Annotated in this window: 14 protein-coding genes and 2 pseudogenes; 8 read left to right on the top strand and 8 right to left on the bottom strand. The window is 69.5% G+C overall.

The window, feature by feature from the left end; all coding sequences use genetic code 11:
* Positions 1-82 precede the first annotated feature (82 nt).
* From ACH5AF_RS03050 to ACH5AF_RS03030, 5 genes and pseudogenes are all read right to left on the bottom strand, one after another.
* Positions 83-1,114, bottom strand: a complete 1,032-nt coding sequence (locus tag ACH5AF_RS03050; RefSeq protein ID WP_398899579.1) for a hypothetical protein — start codon at positions 1,112-1,114, stop codon at positions 83-85.
* A 935-nt stretch (positions 1,115-2,049) separates the two neighbouring features.
* Positions 2,050-2,950, bottom strand: a pseudogene (locus tag ACH5AF_RS03045) (IS5 family transposase).
* 7 nt (positions 2,951-2,957) lie between these two features.
* Positions 2,958-3,323 (bottom strand): hypothetical protein, encoded by a 366-nt coding sequence (locus ACH5AF_RS03040; RefSeq protein ID WP_398899578.1) that lies wholly within the window; start codon positions 3,321-3,323, stop codon positions 2,958-2,960.
* A 378-nt stretch (positions 3,324-3,701) separates the two neighbouring features.
* Positions 3,702-4,064, bottom strand: a pseudogene (locus tag ACH5AF_RS03035) (enolase C-terminal domain-like protein); the annotation flags it as partial.
* Between the two features lie 288 nt (positions 4,065-4,352).
* Complete coding sequence (locus ACH5AF_RS03030; RefSeq protein WP_398899577.1) at positions 4,353-5,012, bottom strand: class I SAM-dependent methyltransferase; 660 nt, start codon at positions 5,010-5,012, stop codon at positions 4,353-4,355.
* 87 nt (positions 5,013-5,099) lie between these two features.
* Here ACH5AF_RS03030 and ACH5AF_RS03025 point away from each other — a divergent pair, with 87 nt between their 5' ends.
* The 6 genes from ACH5AF_RS03025 (at position 5,100) to ACH5AF_RS03000 (ending at position 11,307) form a co-directional block, all read left to right on the top strand.
* Positions 5,100-5,744, top strand: a complete 645-nt coding sequence (locus tag ACH5AF_RS03025; RefSeq protein ID WP_398899576.1) for a TetR/AcrR family transcriptional regulator — start codon at positions 5,100-5,102, stop codon at positions 5,742-5,744.
* A gap of 708 nt (positions 5,745-6,452) precedes the next feature.
* A complete protein-coding gene (locus ACH5AF_RS03020) occupies positions 6,453-7,148 on the top strand; it encodes a type 1 glutamine amidotransferase domain-containing protein (protein WP_398899575.1) in 696 nt (231 codons plus the stop codon).
* Positions 7,149-7,151: 3 nt separating this feature from the next.
* Positions 7,152-7,724, top strand: coding sequence for a TetR/AcrR family transcriptional regulator (locus ACH5AF_RS03015; RefSeq protein ID WP_398899574.1), 573 nt, complete (start codon positions 7,152-7,154; stop codon positions 7,722-7,724).
* 238 nt (positions 7,725-7,962) lie between these two features.
* Entirely contained in the window at positions 7,963-9,483 is a 1,521-nt protein-coding gene (locus tag ACH5AF_RS03010) for an MFS transporter (RefSeq protein WP_398899572.1), read from the top strand.
* A 155-nt stretch (positions 9,484-9,638) separates the two neighbouring features.
* On the top strand, positions 9,639-10,301 hold the full coding sequence (locus ACH5AF_RS03005) for an NADPH-dependent F420 reductase (RefSeq protein ID WP_398899570.1): 663 nt from the start codon (positions 9,639-9,641) through the stop codon (positions 10,299-10,301).
* 55 nt (positions 10,302-10,356) lie between these two features.
* Entirely contained in the window at positions 10,357-11,307 is a 951-nt protein-coding gene (locus ACH5AF_RS03000) for a LysR family transcriptional regulator (protein ID WP_398899569.1), read from the top strand.
* Between the two features lie 1,356 nt (positions 11,308-12,663).
* Here ACH5AF_RS03000 and ACH5AF_RS02995 read toward each other — a convergent pair.
* Positions 12,664-15,471 (bottom strand): penicillin acylase family protein, encoded by a 2,808-nt coding sequence (locus ACH5AF_RS02995; RefSeq protein WP_398899568.1) that lies wholly within the window; start codon positions 15,469-15,471, stop codon positions 12,664-12,666.
* Between the two features lie 171 nt (positions 15,472-15,642).
* Between ACH5AF_RS02995 and ACH5AF_RS02990 the strand changes: the two genes are divergently transcribed.
* The gene (locus ACH5AF_RS02990; protein WP_398899567.1) at positions 15,643-16,302 is read left to right on the top strand and encodes a TetR/AcrR family transcriptional regulator; all 660 of its coding nucleotides are present in this window, start codon (positions 15,643-15,645) and stop codon (positions 16,300-16,302) included.
* Positions 16,303-16,410: 108 nt separating this feature from the next.
* Entirely contained in the window at positions 16,411-17,490 is a 1,080-nt protein-coding gene (locus tag ACH5AF_RS02985; protein ID WP_398899566.1) for an AraC family transcriptional regulator, read from the top strand.
* A gap of 337 nt (positions 17,491-17,827) precedes the next feature.
* Here the strand turns inward: ACH5AF_RS02985 and ACH5AF_RS02980 are convergent, their stop codons facing one another.
* Together ACH5AF_RS02980 and ACH5AF_RS02975 are read right to left on the bottom strand one after the other, a co-directional pair.
* Positions 17,828-18,703, bottom strand: coding sequence for an SDR family NAD(P)-dependent oxidoreductase (locus ACH5AF_RS02980; RefSeq protein ID WP_398899565.1), 876 nt, complete (start codon positions 18,701-18,703; stop codon positions 17,828-17,830).
* Complete coding sequence (locus tag ACH5AF_RS02975; RefSeq protein WP_398899564.1) at positions 18,700-20,046, bottom strand: flavin-containing monooxygenase; 1,347 nt, start codon at positions 20,044-20,046, stop codon at positions 18,700-18,702. The genes ACH5AF_RS02980 and ACH5AF_RS02975 overlap by 4 nt, the downstream gene beginning before the upstream one ends.
* Positions 20,047-20,593 lie beyond the last annotated feature (547 nt).

Here is a 20,593-nt window from a genome sequence, read left to right as displayed (position 1 = left end):
GAGGGGATTCGGAGGGATGTCTTCCCGGTTCGCGGCATCGTCACGGGCGCCGGCCTGTCATGCCGTCGCCCGTGCGCTTCGCTTACCGTGCGAATGACACGTCGTAATAGGTGTCAGCCGGTGCCCCCGATGCGGTGTAGCAGCGCACCTGGATGCCAGTGCTTGGTGTCCAGTAGTCCACCTTGCAGTGCGCGGAGCTGGTGCCATAGGCCGTCACCTGCACGTCGCCGTAGCCCAGGGGCATCCCGGGGGTCCAGACACGGTAGACGCCGACACCCGTGCGCGTGATCCGGTTCGTGTACCCAGCGGAGTTGTACTGGTACGCCACCGCCGGCGTGTACGAGCCCGTGGTCGGCTGGTTCGCCCAGGCGTACGCGGCGGGCGTGGTGCGCAGAATGCCGATGCCGCGGGCGTAGGTCAGCGTGAACCGGGTGTCGCGCAGGGCGCCGCCGAGGGTGAAGCAGCGGACGTTGACGAGCTGGGCGGTTCCGGAGGGGTACCAGTTGACGACCTTGCAGCGTGCCAGCACATCGCCGTACGCGGTCACCTGCACATGTCCGGCCGCGGAGCCGATGGCCGGGAGCCGCACCGTGTACTGGCCCACGCCGCCCCGCGTGATGGTGTTGGTCGCTCCGGCCGAGTTGAACTGGTACGTCGTCGACGGCGTGTACGAGCCGGTGGTCGGCTGGTTGGCCCACAGGTACCCGAACCTGCCGCCAAGATAGGACGTGTTCACGAAACTAGCCGTGAATCGGGTGTTGGCACGGTAGCCGGCCGGGGTGAAACACCGCACGTGCACGTCGAGCCGGTCGCCGACGGGGGTCCAGTAGGCGACGTTGCAGGAGTGGGATGTCGCCCCGTAGGCGGTGACGTGCACGGTGCCGCCCGGCAGCCCCAGCCTGGGCATGCGTACCGTGTACTGGCCGATGCCCGTACGTACGACCGTGTTCACGGCGCCGGTTGAGTTGCGGCTGTAGTAACCGGACGGCGTGTAGGGCGTGTTGAGCGGAGCGGACGCCTGGTTCGCCCACACGTAGGCGAATCCACGGCTCGGGGCCGCGTGTGCGGTGAACGGCGTGAGAGCGATCAGGCCGGCGGCGAGCGCGACCGTCATCAGGGCTCTCAGGATTCGAGCCGGCCACCCGGTGAGATTTCCACGGCTTTTCGGGTGCATCCTTTTCCTTCTCTCTGCCTGGATCGGCAATCGGATGATGCTGGTGCAGGGGAAGGCCGCCAGTGAAGGAACCTTGCGGCTCTTTGTTTCCGCTTGATTCCGGGCACACCGAGGCGCATTGTGCTGATGGAACCGCGTCACCGGAACACCGGGCCGTAGGCACAGTGGTGCGCAGCAGCTTCAGCCGGAAAAAGCGGAGGCCCACGTCCGTTCAATGACGAGGGGTCGGCCACCACTCAGCGAGGACCTGCCTGCCAGTTCTTTGTCGCAAGCGATGGATGTCCCCGTGAAGGACGTGCTGAACAGCACAGAACCAGCGCGGCTCGGAACAACGGCTGCATCGCGGCTTCACTGGCGACGAAGGGCCACGCCACATCGCTCGGGGATTCCCCAGATCCCCCGGAACATCACCACCGCGATACACGAACCGGCTCCCCCAGCCGGTTTTACCCCCCAACCCCCTCTGCACGGATCGCACTATTGGAACACCCGGTGGAATCTGAAGACATCAGGACAGCCGGGCAATCAGAGAATTACACATCACTGGTCGCGTAGCCACGGCTTCACAGGGCAGACGAGAGGTGAAAGTGCTGCAGAGGAGGCGCGCGCCCCGGAACGCACGCCCCCTCGCGCAGCTGTGAAACGGCGATGGGCAGAGATGGGGTGCGGCGCCATCTTTCGGATTGTGAATGGATCCGGGGTTCAGCCTGGCGAGGAGGGACCATGCCCGTTACCGCTCGTACCAAGTCCGACGTGAAGTCCCCTGCGGAGCAAGGCCGTCCGTCAGCTCTCGAAGTCCAGCGGTGCGGGGATCATGTAGCGCCCAGGTGCGCTTGTGCGGATGAGCAGGCGCAGGAGTCCCGTCCCAGTCTGTCCTAGGCCGTCTCTGACAAATGATCACGCCGTTGGCGGAGCCACAGGACGAGCGAGGCGAGATGCAGACCGGCGCGTAGCGGGCTGCGAGCTTGTCGAACCGGGTCGCGATGGCTCGGAACTGCATGAGCCGGTTGAAGCAGCGCTCGACCACGTTGCGGTGCTTGTACGTCTCGGCGTCGAAGGCCGGAGGGCGTCCGCCCCGCGAGCCGCGGCGGAGCCGGTTGGCGATCTGGTCGGCGCGCTCCGGAATCGTGACGGCGATGCCGTGGCGCCTGCACCAGGTGCGGATCGCCCTCGACGAGTATGTCTTGTCGCCCAGAACCCGGTCGGGCAGGGTTCTGGGCCGCCCGCACCCGGCCCTGGGAACGCGGACGGCCTCCAGCACGGGCACGAGCATGGTGAAGTCGCCTGTTGCCCGGGGTGAGCGTGATCGACAGCGGCAGGCCCCGGCCGTCGACAGCCAAGTGGACTTTGGTGGTCAGCCCGCCACGGGATCGGCCGAGGGCCTGCCGCGCCGCTGAACGTTGCGGATCCTCCAGTTCGTCCCCGTCTGGTTCCCCTTTTTGCGAGCGCCGGCGGCGTGCTGATGGGCGCGGTTGATGGGGAGTCCACCGACACGGTCCACTCCACCCGGCCCATCGCGTCCCCGCGGACCTGGACGTGCTCCAGCAGCCTGGCCCAGGTGCCGTCCGCCTCCCAGCGGGCGAAGCGTTCGTAGACGGTCTGCCAGGGGCCGTACCGCTCGGGCAGGTCCCGCCACGGCGCCCCGGTGCGCAGCTGGCACAGCACCCCATTGACCACCTGCCGGTGATCCCGCCAGGGGCGACCACGCCCGTCCGTGACCGGTAGCAGCGGAGATATCCGCTCCCAGGCAGCATCCGTCGGTTCTCCTCGACCCACCACAAGATCAATTATCGGCCAGGGCATCCCGCCAGTCGTCGGTGCCGCCCAGCAGCTCGGTCAGGACAAGTCCGGGGTCGTCGGTCTCTGCCGACCAGCGGTCGTAGGTCGCCTCCCGCAGTGGGGCGAGCTGGGAGGCCCACGGGAGCCGGTAACGGTGGGTGAAGGTCGCCTCTCCGGGCTGCTCGATGGTGAGTCGCTGTCCCAGCAGGCCGCTGCGGTGCCGCACCGCGGCATCGGGCTTCAAAGTGATCCGCCGGTCGCCGATGGTGAGCACCCGCAGACCGCCGGCTTGGCGGAGCTCCGCCCGCAGATGCCCGAGCTGTCCGGACCAGAGGGGTGTTCCTTGCGATTCACCGGGTTCGGTTTCCAACGGACTCCTCCGTTCGCTCGGAGACCAGAACGTGCGGCGGCATGGCCCGTTGATGCGGCCACCCGAAAAAGGGTGTCCCCTGCTTGCTCCAGCCGCAAGATCAATTCTCAGACACGACCTCCCGGGATAGAACACCTAGCGCAGTCTTCTCTGCGACGCCGGCAAAGTGGCCTCCGGGCTGGTGGGGGACGCCGCAGCGGCTGCCTCCCCGTCGTCGCGGAGGCGGTGCAGGGTGTCGCGGGGCGGATCGCGGAGACCGACTGCCGGATCGCCGAACTCTGGCGTTCTCCGCTCGCCCTGCCGGGGTCCACTCGTGGACTGCGGAAGCCGTCTGAATCACACGGCCCCGCGCGCGCCCCCGCCACCACCGTCGCCTGATCACTTCCGTACCGCGTACAACTCCCGAACCGCCTTCGTGAACCGGGCAATCGCGTCCGGCAGGGGGTCGACGCCGATGCCAGGGGCGGTGGGTACGGGCAGGTGGCCGTCCTGGAGGACGAACGGTTCGGTGATGTCCTCGGCGAAGTACCGGCTGGAGGCGGGGGTGTCGCCGGCGAGGGTGAAGCCCGGGGCGGCGAGCGCCAGGTTGGGAGCGCGGCCGATGCCCGTCTCCAGCATTCCGCCGCACCCCACCGGCACGCCGTGGGCGTCGGCCACGTCGTGGATGTGCCGGGCCTCCGGACAGCCGCCGACGCGGGCCGGTTCGACCTCTGCCGCAAGGGCGGCCGCCGCATGGTTTGCGCCCTGCCAGACGGCCGCCTCGCCTGCCCGGTCGGCGAGGCACGAGGACACGCCAACCACGACCTGTCCGGCATTCCGCGCCACGACTGACGGGGAGCGCGCCCTACCGGGACCTGCTCCGCGCCAACCATCGCCGCCCTGCCAGAGCAGCCGCGAAATGTGCCGCAAGTCCAACAACAACCATCGCCAGCCCCACCCGCGTACTGATCCACAGGTGCACCGCGACACCAGCAACCAGCAGCAGCGCGAAGGCGATCCGCAGAGTGCGGTTCATGCGCAGCACCCGGCTCACCCCACGATTTCCGGCCGCACGGCCTGTACGTAGCGCAGGTGCGGGTGCACGTCACCGCGGGCCCGCACCTCGAAGCCGGCGCCTGCGGCGAGGTCGTCGAGGAGATCGACCGGGTTGTGCTCCATCGCCGGGCCGGTCAGTGCGCCGATCAGGTGGCGGCCCAGCCGACTGCGCGGTGGCCGGAAGTCTGCGAGCAGCAGTCGCCCGCCGGGGCGCAGTACCCGGAACATCTCGCGCAGCGCGGCGGGCCGCACGTCGGCCGGGATGTGATGGATCGCCAGGCTGGTGACCACCACGTCGAAGGAGGCGTCCGGCACCTCCAGCGCCTCGGCGACCCCGGTCTCGTACGAGCAGGCGGCGCCGGCCTTGCTCCGCGCGTAGCCGATGACGGAGGGCGAAGGATCGATGCCCACCGCGCTGCCGCCGGGTGCCACCGCCGCGGCGACCAGCCGGGTCAGGTAGCCGGTGCCGCAGCCCACGTCGAGGACCTTGTCCCCGGGGCGGGCACCGCTGAGTTCGACCAGGCGCGAGAACGCCCGGTGCCGCCGCCCGCCGAAGAAGACCGCTGTGAACGCCTCGTAGGCGCGGGCCGGGCCGATCGTCTCTCCCCGTGTGGTCGTCTGTGGATCGCCGTGCAGGAGTCGTCCGAGGGCCATCACCCCTCCTTAACTTAGTCGTGACTAAGAACGCTCCACAGCTTAGTCACGACTAAGTTAAGGGCGCAAGGGCGTTACGATTCCCCCGTGACCGAGTCGAGATCCACCACCCGGAAAGGGGCACCGCGCGTCCGGCTCCCCTCCGCGCAGCGCAGGGAGTCGATCCTGACCGCGGCTACCGAGGTGTTCGCCGAATCCGGGTACCGGCGCGGCAAGGTCTCGGAGGTCGCCGCCCGGCTCGGGGTGAGCGAGCCGGTGGTCTTTCAGAACTTCGGCTCGAAGGCGGCACTGTTCGCCGCCGTCCTGGACCGGGCCGTCACCCGCGTCCGCGATGCCCTCAACAGCGCGGTCGACGACGGCGCATCGGTGTCCGAACTCCTGGCGGAATTCCTGGCCCCGGACCACATGGACCGCTTCCACAAACCAGGATCGCTCGGCTTCCTCTTCGCCGACGCCTCCTCGCTCACCGCCGAGCCCGGTGTCGATGACGCAGCCCGCCACGCACTCGAGCAGCTGGCGGAGGCTTTTGCGGACCTGCTCCGCAGCGGACAGGGCGACGGCGACATCCGCCCTGATCTGGACCCGGCAGCCGGCGCGTGGTGGCTGATGTCGATGCTGTCCGCACGCACCTTCCGAGCCGCCGTCATCCCCGATCCGGTTGCGCTGGAGACCCGGCTCACCGCGATGACACTCGACGCGCTGACCGCACCGGAGCGGTGCGCCGAACCGTAAGCCCTGCTCGGTGGGTGCAGTCGGTTCACCCAGGTCTGCACCCGAGGGTCTCCGCCGCCGAGACACATGCGGACTGCACGGCGGGGCAAGCCGGGAGAGCATAGACCGCAGCGCTGCGGAGGGGGCGGCGAAGGGCGGCCACGGAAGGCAGGCAGATGGCCGGATCGGGGCGCCTCCGATGAGGCGCGCGCTTCGTACAGCCCGGCGCGGGGCCGCCCTGGACGCCTACGGCGGTTCAGCGCAGCTCGGCGCCTGGGGGGCGTCCTTGCCTTGGTCATCGACGCGGTTTGAGCATGGCGTAGTTGAGGTCTCGAACGCTCATGCAACGGGGTGCCTTACCGATGGAAAGGGCCCCGCCTGGACCAGCCAGGCCGGCATCGGCGCTGGGCCGACAAGGGCTACCAAGGCGCCGACGGCACAGTGGGGTGCCCTACCGCAGCCGCTGGGAGATCGGGTACACCGGCTGATCCCAGTTCCCGAAGTGCCATAGGATTTCCAATGCCAGGCATTGGATTCCTCATTGGATACCTATCGGACCGCGGCCTACTGTCGAGGACATCGCCGCTCTGACGAACTGCACTCAAAGTGTCAGTGATCGCAGAGTGTCAGCGGACGCAGATGTCAGTGGACGCAGCACTTCGGAGCGCGCGATACGCAACCCACCCCTCCGGGCCCGGCCAGCCGGGCCCCGTACCTCGGAGAAACACCATGTCGAAGATCCTTTTCGTGATGACCGGCGTCGACTACTGGACTCTGGCTGATGGCACCAAGCACCCGACCGGCTTCTGGGCCGAGGAGGCCGTCGCCCCGTACAAGGCGTTCAGGGCCGCGGGCCACGAGATCGTCGTAGCCACCCCGCGCGGCGTCGTCCCCACGGTGGACAAGGCCAGCCTCGCCGCCGAGGTCAACGGCGGCCAGGAGAACGCCGACAAGATCGCGAGCGCTCTCGCCGCGATGACCGAGCTGCAGAACCCGATCGAGCTCGAGGACGTGAACCTCGACGACTACGCCGTCGTCTTCTACCCCGGCGGTCACGGCCCGATGGAGGACCTCGCCGTCGATGCCACCTCCGGCAAGCTGCTGATCGACACCCTGGAAGCCGGCAAGCCGCTGGGTGTGGTCTGCCACGCCCCGGCCGCTCTGCTCGCGGCCGTGAAGACCGACGGGTCCAACGCCTTCGCGGGCTACCAGGTGGCCGCGTTCACCAACTCCGAGGAAGCGCAGGCCGGCTTCGCCGACAAGGCAAAGTGGCTGCTGGAGACCCGCCTCACGGAGGCGGGCGTGCAGGTGCGGGCGGGCGAGCCGTGGGCGCCGAACGTGGTCGTCGACCGCAACCTGGTCACCGGCCAGAACCCGGCATCCTCCGCCCCCGTCGCCGCGGAACTGCTCGAGAAGCTGGCCTGAGCCATGGGCTCTGACCGGCTGGGCGAGGTCCTGGACGCCACCTACGACTGTCTGACCCGGTACGGCGTGCGGCGCACCACCATGGACGACATCGCCACCACCATGGGCGTCTCCCGGTCAGCGGTCTACCAGTACGTCCGCGGCAAGGACGACGCCTTCCGGCAACTCGCCCACCGCCTGCACACCCAGGCACTGGAGCGCGCCCGGCAGGCGGCGGCCGCCGAGGACGCCCCGTACGCCGAGCGCGTCCGGGGCGTCCTGGCCGCCAAGCTCGACCTGGTCCTCCAGCTCGCCGGGGACTCCCCGCACACCGCCGAACTCCTGGACGAAAGGGCCCGGCTGTTCGGCGGGATCTGCACCGCCTTCACCGCGGACCTGCGCCACCTGCTGATCGGCCTGTTCACCGAGGCCGGCACCGTGGGCGGTATCGAGCCCGGCGAGGCGGCCGATATCGCGATCGCCCTGGTGATCGGGCTGGAGTCGGTGGACAACGGCAGGCTGCTGCTGGGGCCCGCGACCGGCGCGCTCCTGTCCGGCCTGCTGGCCGCCCCGGCCGCCCCGGCCGCGACCCGCTGACCGCGCGCCCAGGGCGTTCGTTCTCCCGTTCCACTGTCGTTTCGCTCTGGGCCGCTGAGCCGTGCTCGTTTCCAGCCGGTTCAGCCACCGCAAGGCCCGCCTGGACGTGCGTGCCCCTGCACTGACCTGCCCCCCATCCGTCCTTGCCGCCCTGGCGGCAACGGACCAGGGCGGCACCACCGCCCCTGCGGTCCAACACCCCCGTCCCGCCGAACACCTCTTCTCGAAAGACACCCTCATGCCGTCCAAGCATCGTGCCCCGACCGCGCCCGCCGGCGCCGGATACGGACTCGTATACATCCTTGGTCTCGCGGCCACTGTCGTGGCCATGATGCAGACCCTGGTCGTGCCCATCGTGGACCTCGTCCGCGACGAATTGTCCCTGACCGCCTCCGCCGCCGGCTGGCTGACCACCGCCACACTGCTGTCCGCAGCCGTCTTCACCCCGCTGCTGGGACGGCTCGGGGACATGCGCGGCAAGCGCCCCGTCCTCATCGGCATCCTGCTGGTCACCGTGGCCGGCTCCGTCCTCGGAGCCACCACCAGCTCCCTGCCCCTGCTGCTGACCGCCCGGGCGATGCAGGGCGCCTCCACCGCGATCTTCCCGCTGGCCCTGTCCGTGCTGCGCGATGAACTGGAGCCCCGCCGGCTGTCCGGCGCCATGGGCCTGGTCAGCGGCACCCTCGCGGTCGGCGCCGGGCTCGCCCTGGTCGGCGCGGGTCTGCTCACCCAGGGCACCGATCCCGACTACCACCGCGTCTTCTGGATGGCCACCGCCCTGTCCGTGATCGCTCTCGTGGGCGTCATCGCCGCCGTCCCGCCCTCCCGCGAGACCACTGGCGGCCGCACCGACTGGGCCGGCGCGGCCACCCTGGCGGCCACCCTCGTCCTGTTCCTGCTGCCCGTCTCCCAGGGCAACAGCTGGGGCTGGGGCTCCCCGCGCACCCTGATGCTGTTCGCCGCCGCGGCCGTCCTGGCCACGGTCTGGGTGGTCGTCGAGCGAAACGTCAGCGAGCCCCTGGTGGACATGACCATGTTCGTGTTCCGGCCGGTGCTGTTCACCAACATCGCCGGTGTGCTGCTCGGCTTCGGCATGTTCACCCAGTTCATCGGCATCGCCTTCCTGGCCCGGACCCCCAGGGAACTGGCCGGCTACGGCTTCTCCGCCTCCGTGCTGGGCGCCGCGACCACTTACCTGCTGCCCAGCACCCTCGCCTCACTGATCGCCGCGCAGCTGGGCGGCACCCTGGTGCGCCGCATCGGCGCCCGCGCCACGCTTGCTGCCGGCGCCGCCTCGGGCGTTGCCGGCTTCGTCTGGCTTGCCCTCGCCCACGACAGCACCGCATCCGTCGTCATCGCGGGCATCCTCACCGGCATCGCCGTCAGCTTCGGCTTCGCCGCCCTTCCCGCGTTCATTGCCACGGGCGTGCCTGCCCACCAGAGCGGCATCGCCAACGGCATCAACTCCATCGCCCGTTCGGTGGGCAGCTCCGCGGGCTCGGCCGTCATCACCATCCTGCTGGCCGCCAACACCCTGCCCCATCTCCCGCCCGGCACCCCTGCGCTGCCGGCCGAGACGCAGTACAGCGTCGTCTTCACCCTCGGCGCCCTGGCCTTCGCTCTCATCGCCCTGGTCGCCCTCACCGGCCTCAACTTCAACGGCACGGCACCCAGCCGGATCGTGCGGCAACAGGCCAACAGCCTCCCGGCTCCGTCGGTGCCGCTCCAACCCGCTCCGCTGAACACCGTCGGCAACTGACCTCGACGGTCAGTACATCCCTCTCGCCGAACAGGCCCGTCCCAGCCCCCGGTTCAGCCCGTCCAGCTCACCAGGAAAGGAACGCTCGACACCGTGTGACGCGGCCAGCACAGCACCCCGCCCTTTCCACCCACCCCGACTCAAGGAGACTCCCCATGAAAATCGGCATCATCGGCGCCGGCAACATCGGCGGCAACCTCACCCGGCGGCTGACGGCCCTCGGCCACGACGTGTCCGTCGCCAACTCTCGTGGCCCGCACACCCTGACCGCCCTGGCCGAGGAGACCGGCGCCACCCCGGTAGCCGTGACCGAAGCGGCCCGCGGCGCCGAGGTCGTCGTGGTCACCATCCCGCTCAAGAACATCCCCGTCCTTCCGCCCGGCCTGTTCGATGGGGCCGCCGACGGCTTCGCCGTGATCGACACCGGCAACTACTACCCCAAGGAGCGCGACGGGAGGATCGCCGCCATCGAGGACGAGGGGCTCACCGAGAGCCGCTGGACGCAGCAGCACCTCGGTCACCCGGTGATCAAGGCGTTCAACGGCACCTACGCCCAGGACATCCTCGACAAGCCCCGCCCGAAGGAGGACCCCGAGCGCATGGCGCTGCCGGTCGCGGGCGACGACGAGGCGGCCAAGAACATCGTCCGCGGCCTCATCGACGAGCTCGGCTTCGACACCGTGGACGCCGGCGGCATCGACGACTCCTGGCGCCAGCAGCCCGGCACCCCCGTCTACGGCCTGCGCGGCGGCGTCGACGCGGTGACGAAGGCCCTGGCGGAGGCGTCCCCCGAGCGCCCGGCCGCGTTCCGGGCCTGAGGCTTCGGATTCCACCACAGCAGCCCTTGCCATAGGAAGCGGATAGGATTCCTACGTGAGACATAGGGATCCCGATGGCCCGATCGGGGTGCGGCAGTCCGCTGCGGCACCCCCACCGGACCTGAACCTGCTGCGCACCTTCCTGGCTGTGTACCGCTCCGGTTCCTTCACCGCCGCCGCAGGACTGCTTGGCCTGTCCCAGCCCACGGTGACCACCCAGATTCGCGCCCTGGAACGGCAGACGGGCCGCGAGCTGTTCCAGCGCCTGCCGCGCGGTGTCGCCCCGACACCCGTCGCCCACGACCTCGCGGCCCGCGTGGCCGCGCCCCTCGACGCGCTCGCCGCCGTCGCCGGGCACGACACCGCACCGGACAAGCCGGCCGAACCCGTCCATCTGGCAGGGCCTGCCGAGCTGTTGTGCACTCGGGTCCTGCCGACGCTCGCCCCGCTGGCCGCCGACGGTGTACGGCTGCGCGTGACCACGGGCCTGACCGACCCGCTCCTGGAGGAGTTGCGCGCCGGACGCTATGACCTGGTCATCGCCACCGTCCGGCCGCGCGGGAGGGCGCTGGCCGCCGTGCCGCTGATGGACGAGGAGTTCGTCCTGGTCGCCGCGCCCGCCTGGGCCGGCCGGCTGAAGGAGCGGCTGGCCGCCGACGGCCCGGCCGCGCTGCACGCCGTCCCCCTGGTCACCTACGCCGAGGACCTGCCCATCGCCCGCCGCTACTGGCGCCACGTCTTCGGCACGCGGCTGTCCTGCCCCGCCGCCGTCACCGTGCCCGACCTGCGCGGCGTACTCGCCGCGGTCACCGCGGGAGCCGGCTTCACCGTCCTGCCCCGCTTCCTGTGCCAGGATGAACTCGCCTCCGGCGCCCTGGTGCCCCTGCACGAACCGGACGACCCGCCCATCAACACCGGCTACCTCGTCCAGCGCCCCGGCAGGCCCGACAACCCCGACATCACCCGGGTCCGCGACCTCATCCTCGAGGCGGGCCGCACCTGGTGACCCCCTCGGTTCCTCACCACTGAGCGGCATGCCGTGATGGTCCGGGCTGCCCGGCAGGTGGCTCCTGGTCCAGCGAGAGCACCCGCAAAGCGCTAAGGTCCCCAGCACGTGGTCGGTTGTTCGAGCCCGTGGCACAGCACCTGACAGTGCTCTGGCCCCCAGCAACACCGTCCGGTAGCCGATGTCCGGTGCCTTCTGGCCCAGCCGACAGCAGCCCAGACAGACCGTCACCGGTATCTTCCGACAGTCCCAGAATCGACACCGATGGTGCGCGGGCGAGCTCGCCTCCCCGGAGTGTCTCGTTCTCCGTACCCCACGCGGTAGAACACCGACTCTTCTCCGGGCCGGCTCCCGGGTTTTGCACGGAGGGGGCGAGCGATGTCGGCACTGCTTCGTCTTTGTCAGTCTGTTCCTGTCCTTGTGTCCTGACCGCGTCCCGAATGCTTCCTCGTTGGACGGGCTAGACAGACACGAGAGCGATCACGCGACGTCGGAAACAAGCCTCGAACCTGCACGCAGCGGATTTGGGCACGGGCGAGTGTGTAGCCGGCGGCAGGGCACTCGATCTCGCTGAGGGATCGTCACCCACGTGCTCACTCGGAGGCCGGCCAGACGCACCCGGCCGTGGTCGTCATGGGCGTCCCGGAGCGGGCCGCGGCCAGCGCATGGTGCAGCCCGGCGGCATCGGTGAGCGGACAGACCGCCACGGACGGCCACATCCACGCCCGTGAGCGGCACCGGCCCGTCGCACATTCCAACCCGTGCCCTGCCCGGTAGACCGCGATCCCGGCATCGCGCCAGGAGGCGTCGGTGCCGGGGGTCACCGGGAGATACAGCAGCGAACACGGCTGGCACCACAACACTGGACCCACGCATCGTCCCTGGCCGACCAGCCAATTCAGCACCAACGCCCCAGGGACGACGCCGACCTGCACCACATGCCACCCGCTGTCCGGCAGTATCCGCGGACGCGGGTGTTCGGTGGGCTGTATCTGCACGGGGCAGCGCAGGATCACCGGATACATCGAAGACTCCGTTGTAAGAGGCCCGCTACCGAGTGGGCGGCCTTTCGTCGGGATGACCCCCGACTTCGGCCGGTCCAGAGAGACTCTGGACCGGCCCAAGCATCGGCGGCGCGTCGGGGCGGGATCGCTCCTGCGACCGGGTAGTGGTTCGAGTAGTCGTTGAACCGTGAGGTTCCGCCGGCCGGGTCCGGGAGTGCACGAGCAGGGTGTCGTTCACCCAGCCGGCGGGCGGGGCGTGCCCGTTGCGGTGCAGCGGGACAACGCGGTGCGCATGGCGCTCCTCAGGTCGAAGGGGGCCGTAGCCCCGGGGCAGGGGACATTCCGCTAGTCGCTAGCGGTGGGAGGGGAATTCGACGACCTGCTGGTAGCTAGGCCGGTTCTGCCAGGAGATCCGGTCGACGGTGATGCCTCCGAGCGGCCGGTGCACAATGGTGTCGGCGCACCACTGATCACCGGCGGAGCAGCCGCCGTCGTCGCCCGGGTAGACCTGGTTTGCCGGCAGGGCCACGGCCTGCTTGAGGGAGTCCACCAGCACCGCGTGGCAGGTGTCGAGGTCACCGCCGCCGCAGTACTGACGGGCCAGGCCGCCCTTGACAGGCCTGCCGAGCACGCTGCGCAGATCTTTGTCGACGTAGGACCACCAGCCGTACTGGAACGCGCTTCCGGCATGGGAACCGGCGGGGCCGTGACCCGCGGAGGGCGATTCGTCGGTGGGGAGGTTGGCGGTCAGGGCTTGGTACAGGTTGTCGCCTAGGCCGGGCTGGAACTCGGCCTTGACCAGCAGCGGCCACCAGGCGTCCATGATGCGGATGGCGTCGGAGTCGGCGTAGGTGTGGGAGCCGGGTGAGCTCTCGCGGCGCTTGCTCCCGTGATTGTTCCAGTCGGTGAGCCGCTGGACGGCGCGGGCCAGTTGCGGATCGCTGATCGGCTTTGTGCGCAGCACCGCGAGGAGCTCCGGCAGCACGTCCTCGCCGCGCAGGTCGGTGACGGCCGCCTCGGCCATCGCCTGTGTGAGGGAAGCGCGGGTGACTCCGCCTTGTTGGACGAGGCGTTTCACTCGGTCATCGAGGAGGTTGCCGCGGTGGACCGAGCCGTTGCCGAACCCGGCCGCGGCGTAGTCGTCTGCCTGCTTGTTGTTCCAGGAGATGTAATAGTCCTGGTTGACCGACTGCGGGTGCTGCGAGGGTGGGGTGTAGTCGGCGGTGTTGTCGGTGGGGTCGAAGTTCCGCCACTCATAGGCGCGTTCGGCCTTGATGGGCAGTGCTGCGTCAACGTTTGCGGCGCGGGACGGGTTGGTGCCGGAGTTGTAGTAGGCGGTGTCCTTGGAGTCGGCGTAGAACCAGTTGAACGTGTAGTCGATGTGCTGGACGGCGCCTTGGAAACTCGCCGCGTCATGCACATGGCCGGGATCGTTGAGCATCTGGAAGCCGATGAGCGAGTCGGCTTCGTGCTGGTAGGAGCTGCGCAGGGTGGTGTACGCGACCGGTTTGCCGCTTCGCGTGGCGCGGTACGCCACGATGCCGTAGTCGGTGCGGTAGGTCCGCATCCGGTACGAGCCCGCTGCGGTGGAGTCGGCGACCGTCGGCGACCAGGAGTTGCCGTGTTCGAGCTTCTCCATGGGCACGCAATTTCCGTGCGACAGGTAGGAGGTGGAGTCCTTCGTGGGTGTGCGCCCGTTGGGGTCGCACAGTTCCACGGCGTAGGTGTCGGTGACGTCCTGGTTCGCGCTGGTGGCGCTCCAGGCGTAGTCCTGGCCCCGGCCGAGCTGTACGTACATGCTCAGGCCGGCGAAGGAGGCGCCGCGAGCACTGATCCCCGGGCCCTGGAGCTCCTGCAGCATCAGCAGCTGGGGGGCGAAGTACCCGGTCTGCGGCCCGAAGACGGCAAGCGGATGCCCGCTCTTGGTATGCCTGCCGGATACGACCAACGCGTTGGACATCCCCTTCCGGGGCGTGGAGAGCAGGTCGGCCGGGAGCACGCCGTCGTCGAACACGCCTCGCAGCGGCGTGAGCTTCGCCGGTGCCTTGACCAGCGTGTGGGCCGGCTTGGGGGACCCGGCGGAGCCGGTGCGGTCGTAGACGATCGGCTCGGGGACGACGGAGCCGGGGTCGGGCAGTGCGACGCCCTGTGGTGCGGCGGGCTTGCCCGCGTAGGGGAACGACTGTCCGTCGTGCAGGGTCTGCACTGCCTCGGGGTCGTTGCGTTCACGGAACGACTCCCAGACCTTGGTGCCCTCCGCCACCCCGTACTTGTCCTGCGCCGCCATGAGCGACAGCGCGGACTGCACCTCACCGCCGCCACCGGAGCCGAACATCGCGCCCACGACGGAGCCCAGCGCGATCAGGTCGGTGACCTTGAACGGCTCGATGTCCCCAGCGTTGGTGATGGGGTCGACGTGCCCGGTCAGGTCGTACTCGCCGGGGAAGTAACGGCCGGCCTTCGCCTTGCTGATGTAGGCGTTGATGCCGGCCACATAGCTCTGCGTGTCAGCCAGCACCTGCCTGCCGCGTTCGCCGCCTGCTGCCGCCATCCGGTCGACCTGCCGCTGGAGGTCTTCCTCGGTGTACGGGGCGACGCGCCAGAGCTCCTGCTCCAGGCCCTGGTTGGCCGGAGCGCCGCCGGCGAACGACGTGAGTCGGCCCCGGCCCAGATGCCGGAACACGTCCATGAGCCACAGCCGGTCCTGCGCCGCGGCATATCCGGCGCCGAACTCGGTGCCCGAGCGGGTGGTTCCCTTGATGTGCGGGACGCCCGTCGCCTTGTCCCGCGTGATGGTGACGTCCGAGCGCGGTTTGGCGACGGAGGCGACCTGGTCCGGCGCCACACCTAAGGCTGCCTTGTTGTAGAACTTGCCGAGGGTGGCGTCGGTGACCGACGGATAGCCGTCGGCCAGCGCCCCGTACCGGCCGAGTTGGTCGTCGGTGTGCGGAGGGCGGGTGCCGAACATACGGTGCGCCAGGATGTCCGCGAGAGTGGCGTTGCCGTTCTCGCCGGGGGGCAGGATGTCGCTGCACTGCTCCCCGCAGTAGTCGGTCACGGGAGCGTCGGCGAGGGCCTGCGGGGTAGGGGCCGCCGCTATGCCCGCGCTCAGCAGGAGTAACGCCGCGGCCGTTCTGAGAATCAGGGAACGAAGTCTCATGCCAGAACCTCCTTGGGGGGTGCAGAGGACCGTACTTGCTGGCGCATCCGCTGTAAAGATGAACGCGAATCATGTTTACTTTATGCAGAGAGAACGGTTGCCGGGCGACGTCCGGCCATCGATCGCAGAAGGAGGTGACCGGCGTAAACTCCCGCCCGGACGCCGCCACATATGACACAGGGGAAAACGATCATCAACGACTTCTCCGCCAACGGGTTGCGCAAGGCGCCCCAGCAGGCACGCAGCAAGGCGCGCGTCGAAGCGATCCTGACCGCCGCGCGGCAGATCCTGGACGCTGGAGGATTCGAGGCGCTGACGATCCGTCGGGTCGCCGACGAGGCAGGGGTGCCGACAGGAACCGTGTACCAGTTCTTCGAGGACAAGTCCGCACTGCTGACGGCGGTCGTGCGGCGGTACATGGAGGGGTCCTCCGCGGCGATGGCCGCACTGGTGGAGCAGGCGAGCACAGCGCCCTGGACCGAACTGGTCGACAGCGTCCTCGACGGCTACGTCGAGCTGTATCGCCGCAATCCCGGTTACCTGTCCATCCGGATAGGCCGGCACCTCACCCCCGAACTGCTGGCGACCGACGCCGCCAACAACGACGCGGTCGCGGACGGAGTACGGCACATCCTGGTGGCACGGGAGGGCCTGACCGACAGTCCGGCGCTCGCCACCGCCTGCCGGGCTGGGGTGTACGCCGCCGAAGCCCTCCTGCACTTGGCTTTCAGGACGGACCCGGAAGGAGACCCGGCGACACTGGCAGAGACCAAGCGCGTCGTGACGCTCTACCTCACGGACGTCCTCGCCGACCCCCGCTACCGGTCCTGACCTCTCAGCCCCTTGCTGTTTCCAGGGGCGGACCAGCCGACCTCGGGTACGGATCCGGTAAGGGAAACCGGGGAGGCCGCGAGCAACACCCTGGCCGCAAGGAACGCCATGCCCCACGGCCCCGCCCCGACGCACTCTTCGGGAACCAGTCGCAGCACCTCTGCGACCATTGCGCCGAACATCCTGCGCTACCTCGCCCCGGTCGCCGAGGGGTGCGGCGTCGACCTCCAGCCCGAACTGACCCGCGTGGGGCTGGACGAGACCGTGGTGCGCTCGGCCGCGCTGCGGGTCTCCTACCGGCAGGGCAGCGCCGTCATCCGCCGCGCGGTGGAACTCACCGGCGACGCGCACCTGGGCCTGCGGGCTGGTGCGGCGCAGCACCTGACCGCGTGGGGTCTGCTCGGCTTCGCCCAGATGGCCGCCGACACCCTGCGGGACGCCATCGAGGTGGGTGTGCGTTTCCAGAACCTGTCCGGGACCATGGTGGTCTGGTCGGCGGGGCCGGAGGACGCCGGGTATGTGCTGCGGGCCGAGCTGCCCGACCCCGCCCTCGATCCGGCGGTCGCGGTTTTCCTGGCCGAGGAGGCGTTCGCCAGCGTCGTCACCCTCACACGCCTGAGCGTCGGAGACGATTTCGCCCCGCAGAGCGTCGAGTTCCCCTTCCCCGCACCGCGCGACACGCGTCCGTTCACCGAGCTGTTCCGCTGCCCGGTGCGTTTCGCCGCCGCGGAGAATCGCCTGGTGTTCCCTGCGGCATGGGCCCGCCGGCCGATGCCGGGCCGTGACCCCGTCACCTACGCCGCGGTCATGGAAGTGCTGGAGGAACAGATGGCATCGCGCCGCGACCAGCAGGACCTGCTGGAGGTGCTCGAGGTCTCGATCGCGCAGAGCCTCCCCGACGTGCCGTCCTTCGTCGAGCAGGCTCGTCGGCACGCCTCCAGCGAGCGCACCCTGCGTCGACGTCTGGCCGAGTGCGGCACGACGTACGAGGCGGTCGTCGACGGAGTGCGCCGGGAACGAGTCGAACAGCTGCTGCGCCGACCGGAGCTGACTTTGCGAGACGTCGCCCGGCAGGCCGGTTTCTCCGACATGCGTGCCCTGCGGCGTGCGGTGCACCGCTGGCACGGCGCGACTCCGGCGCAGCTGCGCGGGGAGGCCGGGAATTGCGAAGGGCGCGCCCGCACCTGAGCCGTGCGCCCGCTCGGCCTCCGCCGTTACATCGCCCGCGCTCGCGGCGGGCACCGTCGCGAGCAGCTCGCCGGTCGCCGGATTCACGACGCGGAGCTTCTCGCCCGGGGATGGCGTCCCGCCGGGTGGTGTAGCCGATCAAGGCGCCGGAATCCGCAGGTCGGGGACGGTGGCTCCGCCGGACCGGGTGTTCAACTCACCTCAGCAGGGCGCCTCGTGGGCTGCCACCTCTCCGAAGATCGTCAGGGCACTCATACCGGAACGCGTAACGCTTGATCCCCTACACCACGACGCGGGACACGACCCGCCCGGGTCCCTCAGTCCGTCTTCGTCCCGCTCATGCTTCCTGCGACAGTTCCCAACGACCGCCGACCTGCTGGGCCAGTCCCCTGCGACGCAGGTCCTCGAGATAGCGGGCCATGCCCCGCTCCCCGCGCTTCCGGAACAGCGGGAAGAGCCTCGGCAGCAGGTTTGGTGCCAGCATCGCGAACCGGACCAGCCGGGACTCGCCGGGCCGGACGTAAGCCTCCAGGCGGGGCTTGTCCAGCAGGCTCACGACCGCCCGGACGACGTCCGCGGGCTGTTGTGGCCGGTCCTGGAACTGCATGGAGTTCCCGCCGTCGACGGCTTCCTGGCGGAGCATCCGGGTGTCGGTCGCCGACGGCAGCACCGAACCGGCCTTGATGCCCTTGCCCCGCAGATCCAGCCCGATGGCGAGCATCGCGCCGCGCAGCCCGAACTTGGACGCGGTGTAGATCGGGGTCTCGCCCAGCGGGAAGATCCCGCCCAGGGACACCGTGGTCACCACGCGCGGATCGCCGGAGGCCCGCAGCAGCGGAATAGCGGTCCGCGTGGTGACGAGCGGGGAGAGCAGGTTGAGGTCGATCTCCCGCTCGATGCTCTCCACGCTGCGCACGTCGAAGCGTTCGGCACTGGTCATGCCGGCGTTGTTGACCAGGACGTCGATACGGCCGTGGGTGACGGCGACGCTGTCGACCATCCGCCCCACCGCAGCGCGGTCCAGCAGGTCGCACCCCAGCCCGACGTGCCCACTCCCGGGCAGATCGGCAGCGGTCCGCTCGGCCAGCACCTTATCGATGTCGACCACGACGAGCCGGGCACCGCCGGAGGCGAACCGGTGACACAGGGCGCTGCCGATGCCGCCGGCACCGCCCGTCACCACGACGACCTTGTCACGGAGGTCGTACGTCACGGCGTCACCGCCTCCCAGCGCACGGACGTCACCCGAGGCCGCAGGCCCTCAGTGCGCCAGCCCATTCCGGCGGCGACCTTGTTCAGGTACCTCACGAACGCGTCGTTGTCGACGTATCCGGTGTGGCGGGGCGAGTCGACGAACTTCAGTCCGCCGGACAGGTCCGGCCGGTCGTTGCGGATCATACGGGCGAAGCGTTCGGCGGTCGGCAGCCCGCACCGCGCGTCCTGGATGAAAGACGCGATCAGCTGTGCCTGGGCATCGAAAAGCTGGTATGCCCCGGAGTTCGTCTCGACGAAACCGACGCCGAACAGACCCACGTGCTCACGGGAGAAGGACGACAGGTACAGGTCTGGGTGCTGCTCGTCACCGAAGTACTGCTGCGCGGCAGGGACTTTGTGGATGTAACCGGTCGCCAGCAGGATCAGGTCAAAATCGTCGCTGGAGCCGTCGGTGAAGTGCACCGTCCTCCCCTCGGTGCGGGCGATGCCGGGCCTGGCGGTTACGTCCCCGTGCTGCAGGTGGTAGATCAGCATCGAGTTGACGGCAGGGTGGGCCTCGAACAGTTTGTGGTCGGGCTTCTGCAGGCCGAGGCGGCGCGGGTCGCCGTTGATGAACCGCAGGAGTGCGCCGAAGAGCCGCTGCTCCAGCCACATCGGCAGGTGCGGGCCGCCGGCGGCGATGGTGTCCACCGGCCGGCCGAACAGGTGCTTGGGGATGAACCAGTAACCGCGCCGCATACTGATCACCGCCCGGTCCGCGGATCGGGCCGCGTCACAGGCGATGTCGAGGCCGGAGTTCCCCGCGCCGACCACCAGCACCCGCTTGCCGCGCAGTTCGTCGCTGCCGCGATAAGTGACGGTGTGGCGGATCTCACCGGTGAAGTCGCCCGGCAGATCGGGGACGTTGGGGTGCCACTGCGCGCCCGTACACATGACGACCTGCCGGTGCACGCTCTCCCGCCCGTCGGCCCGGGTGACCGTCCAAGTGCCGTCCGGGCTCTTCTCCACGCTGCGGACCTCGGTGCCGAACTCGGTCCGCTCCCTCAGCCTGTATGCCTCGGCGAACGACGTCAGGTAGGACAGAATCTGCCGGTGCGACGGATAGTCCGGGAAGTGGTCCGGCATCGGATAGCCGCCGAAGCCGGACAGCGTCTTGCTGGAGATGAAGTGAGCCGATGCGTACATCGGACTGCCTGGATTCTCGATGTCCCAGAGCCCTCCCGGCCCCGAGTGGCGCTCGATGTGCGTGTACGGCAACTCCCGCTCCGCCAGCGCCCTCGCCACCGCCAGCCCCGCGGGTCCTGCCCCGATCACACACGTGTCGTACTGGGTCTCGCTCACCGTCCGCCTCCTCTCATGGCGCCTCACAGGCGTTGCCGGGAACCTATGCACCCGGCGCTCGGAGGGAACTGACCCGAGCGGCCACAGAGGGGACCTCAGCGGCCAGAGGACGGCCGCCATGGCCCACAAGCTCGACGCGATCGAACGACTCGCTCGATGGACTCACCGCCCGTCGGCGACACCCTGTCGGCGGTACGAGTGCAACTCCGCCCGGCGGCGGTACAGAGCGATCCGGCCGCCGGACAAGGAGCACGTCCGCCTCTACCCGGAAGCCCACCTCGGGCACATCAAGCGGCGAGACCTCAAGCTGCGGCACGTCGAGGCGATGTACGACGCGATCGAACGGGAGAACGCCGAGCAAGCCTTGTCAGTCTGTTCCTGTCCTTGCATCCCCAACGCGTCCTCAATGAGTCCCCGCGGGAGCGGACCGAAGGACACGAGGGCAATCGCGCCAGCCCGGAAAGGGGACCCGAACCTCCGCGCAGCGGATTCCCGTTCCAGCATGTCTTTGCACTGGGTGACACCGTGCCAGTGGATCGATCGACGC

Source organism: Streptomyces sp. NPDC018833 (assembly GCF_044390825.1).
In the GTDB taxonomy this organism is placed as follows: domain Bacteria; phylum Actinomycetota; class Actinomycetes; order Streptomycetales; family Streptomycetaceae; genus Streptomyces.
Note: the sequence above shows the minus strand (reverse complement) of the source record. Positions and strands in the feature narration are given on the sequence as shown.

Bases quoted from the DNA above. Each gene is read 5' to 3' on its own strand.
- ACH5AF_RS03050 (WP_398899579.1), bottom strand. From the start codon at position 1,114: ATGACGGTCGCGCTCGCCGCCGGCCTGATCGCTCTCACGCCGTTCACC.
- ACH5AF_RS03030 (WP_398899577.1), bottom strand. From the start codon at position 5,012: ATGGCCCTCGGACGACTCCTGCACGGCGATCCACAGACGACCACACGG.
- ACH5AF_RS03020 (WP_398899575.1), top strand. From the start codon at position 6,453: ATGTCGAAGATCCTTTTCGTGATGACCGGCGTCGACTACTGGACTCTG.
- ACH5AF_RS03015 (WP_398899574.1), top strand. From the start codon at position 7,152: ATGGGCTCTGACCGGCTGGGCGAGGTCCTGGACGCCACCTACGACTGT.
- ACH5AF_RS03010 (WP_398899572.1), top strand. From the start codon at position 7,963: ATGCCGTCCAAGCATCGTGCCCCGACCGCGCCCGCCGGCGCCGGATAC.
- ACH5AF_RS03005 (WP_398899570.1), top strand. From the start codon at position 9,639: ATGAAAATCGGCATCATCGGCGCCGGCAACATCGGCGGCAACCTCACC.
- ACH5AF_RS02995 (WP_398899568.1), bottom strand. From the start codon at position 15,471: ATGAGACTTCGTTCCCTGATTCTCAGAACGGCCGCGGCGTTACTCCTG.
- ACH5AF_RS02990 (WP_398899567.1), top strand. From the start codon at position 15,643: ATGACACAGGGGAAAACGATCATCAACGACTTCTCCGCCAACGGGTTG.
- ACH5AF_RS02985 (WP_398899566.1), top strand. From the start codon at position 16,411: ATGCCCCACGGCCCCGCCCCGACGCACTCTTCGGGAACCAGTCGCAGC.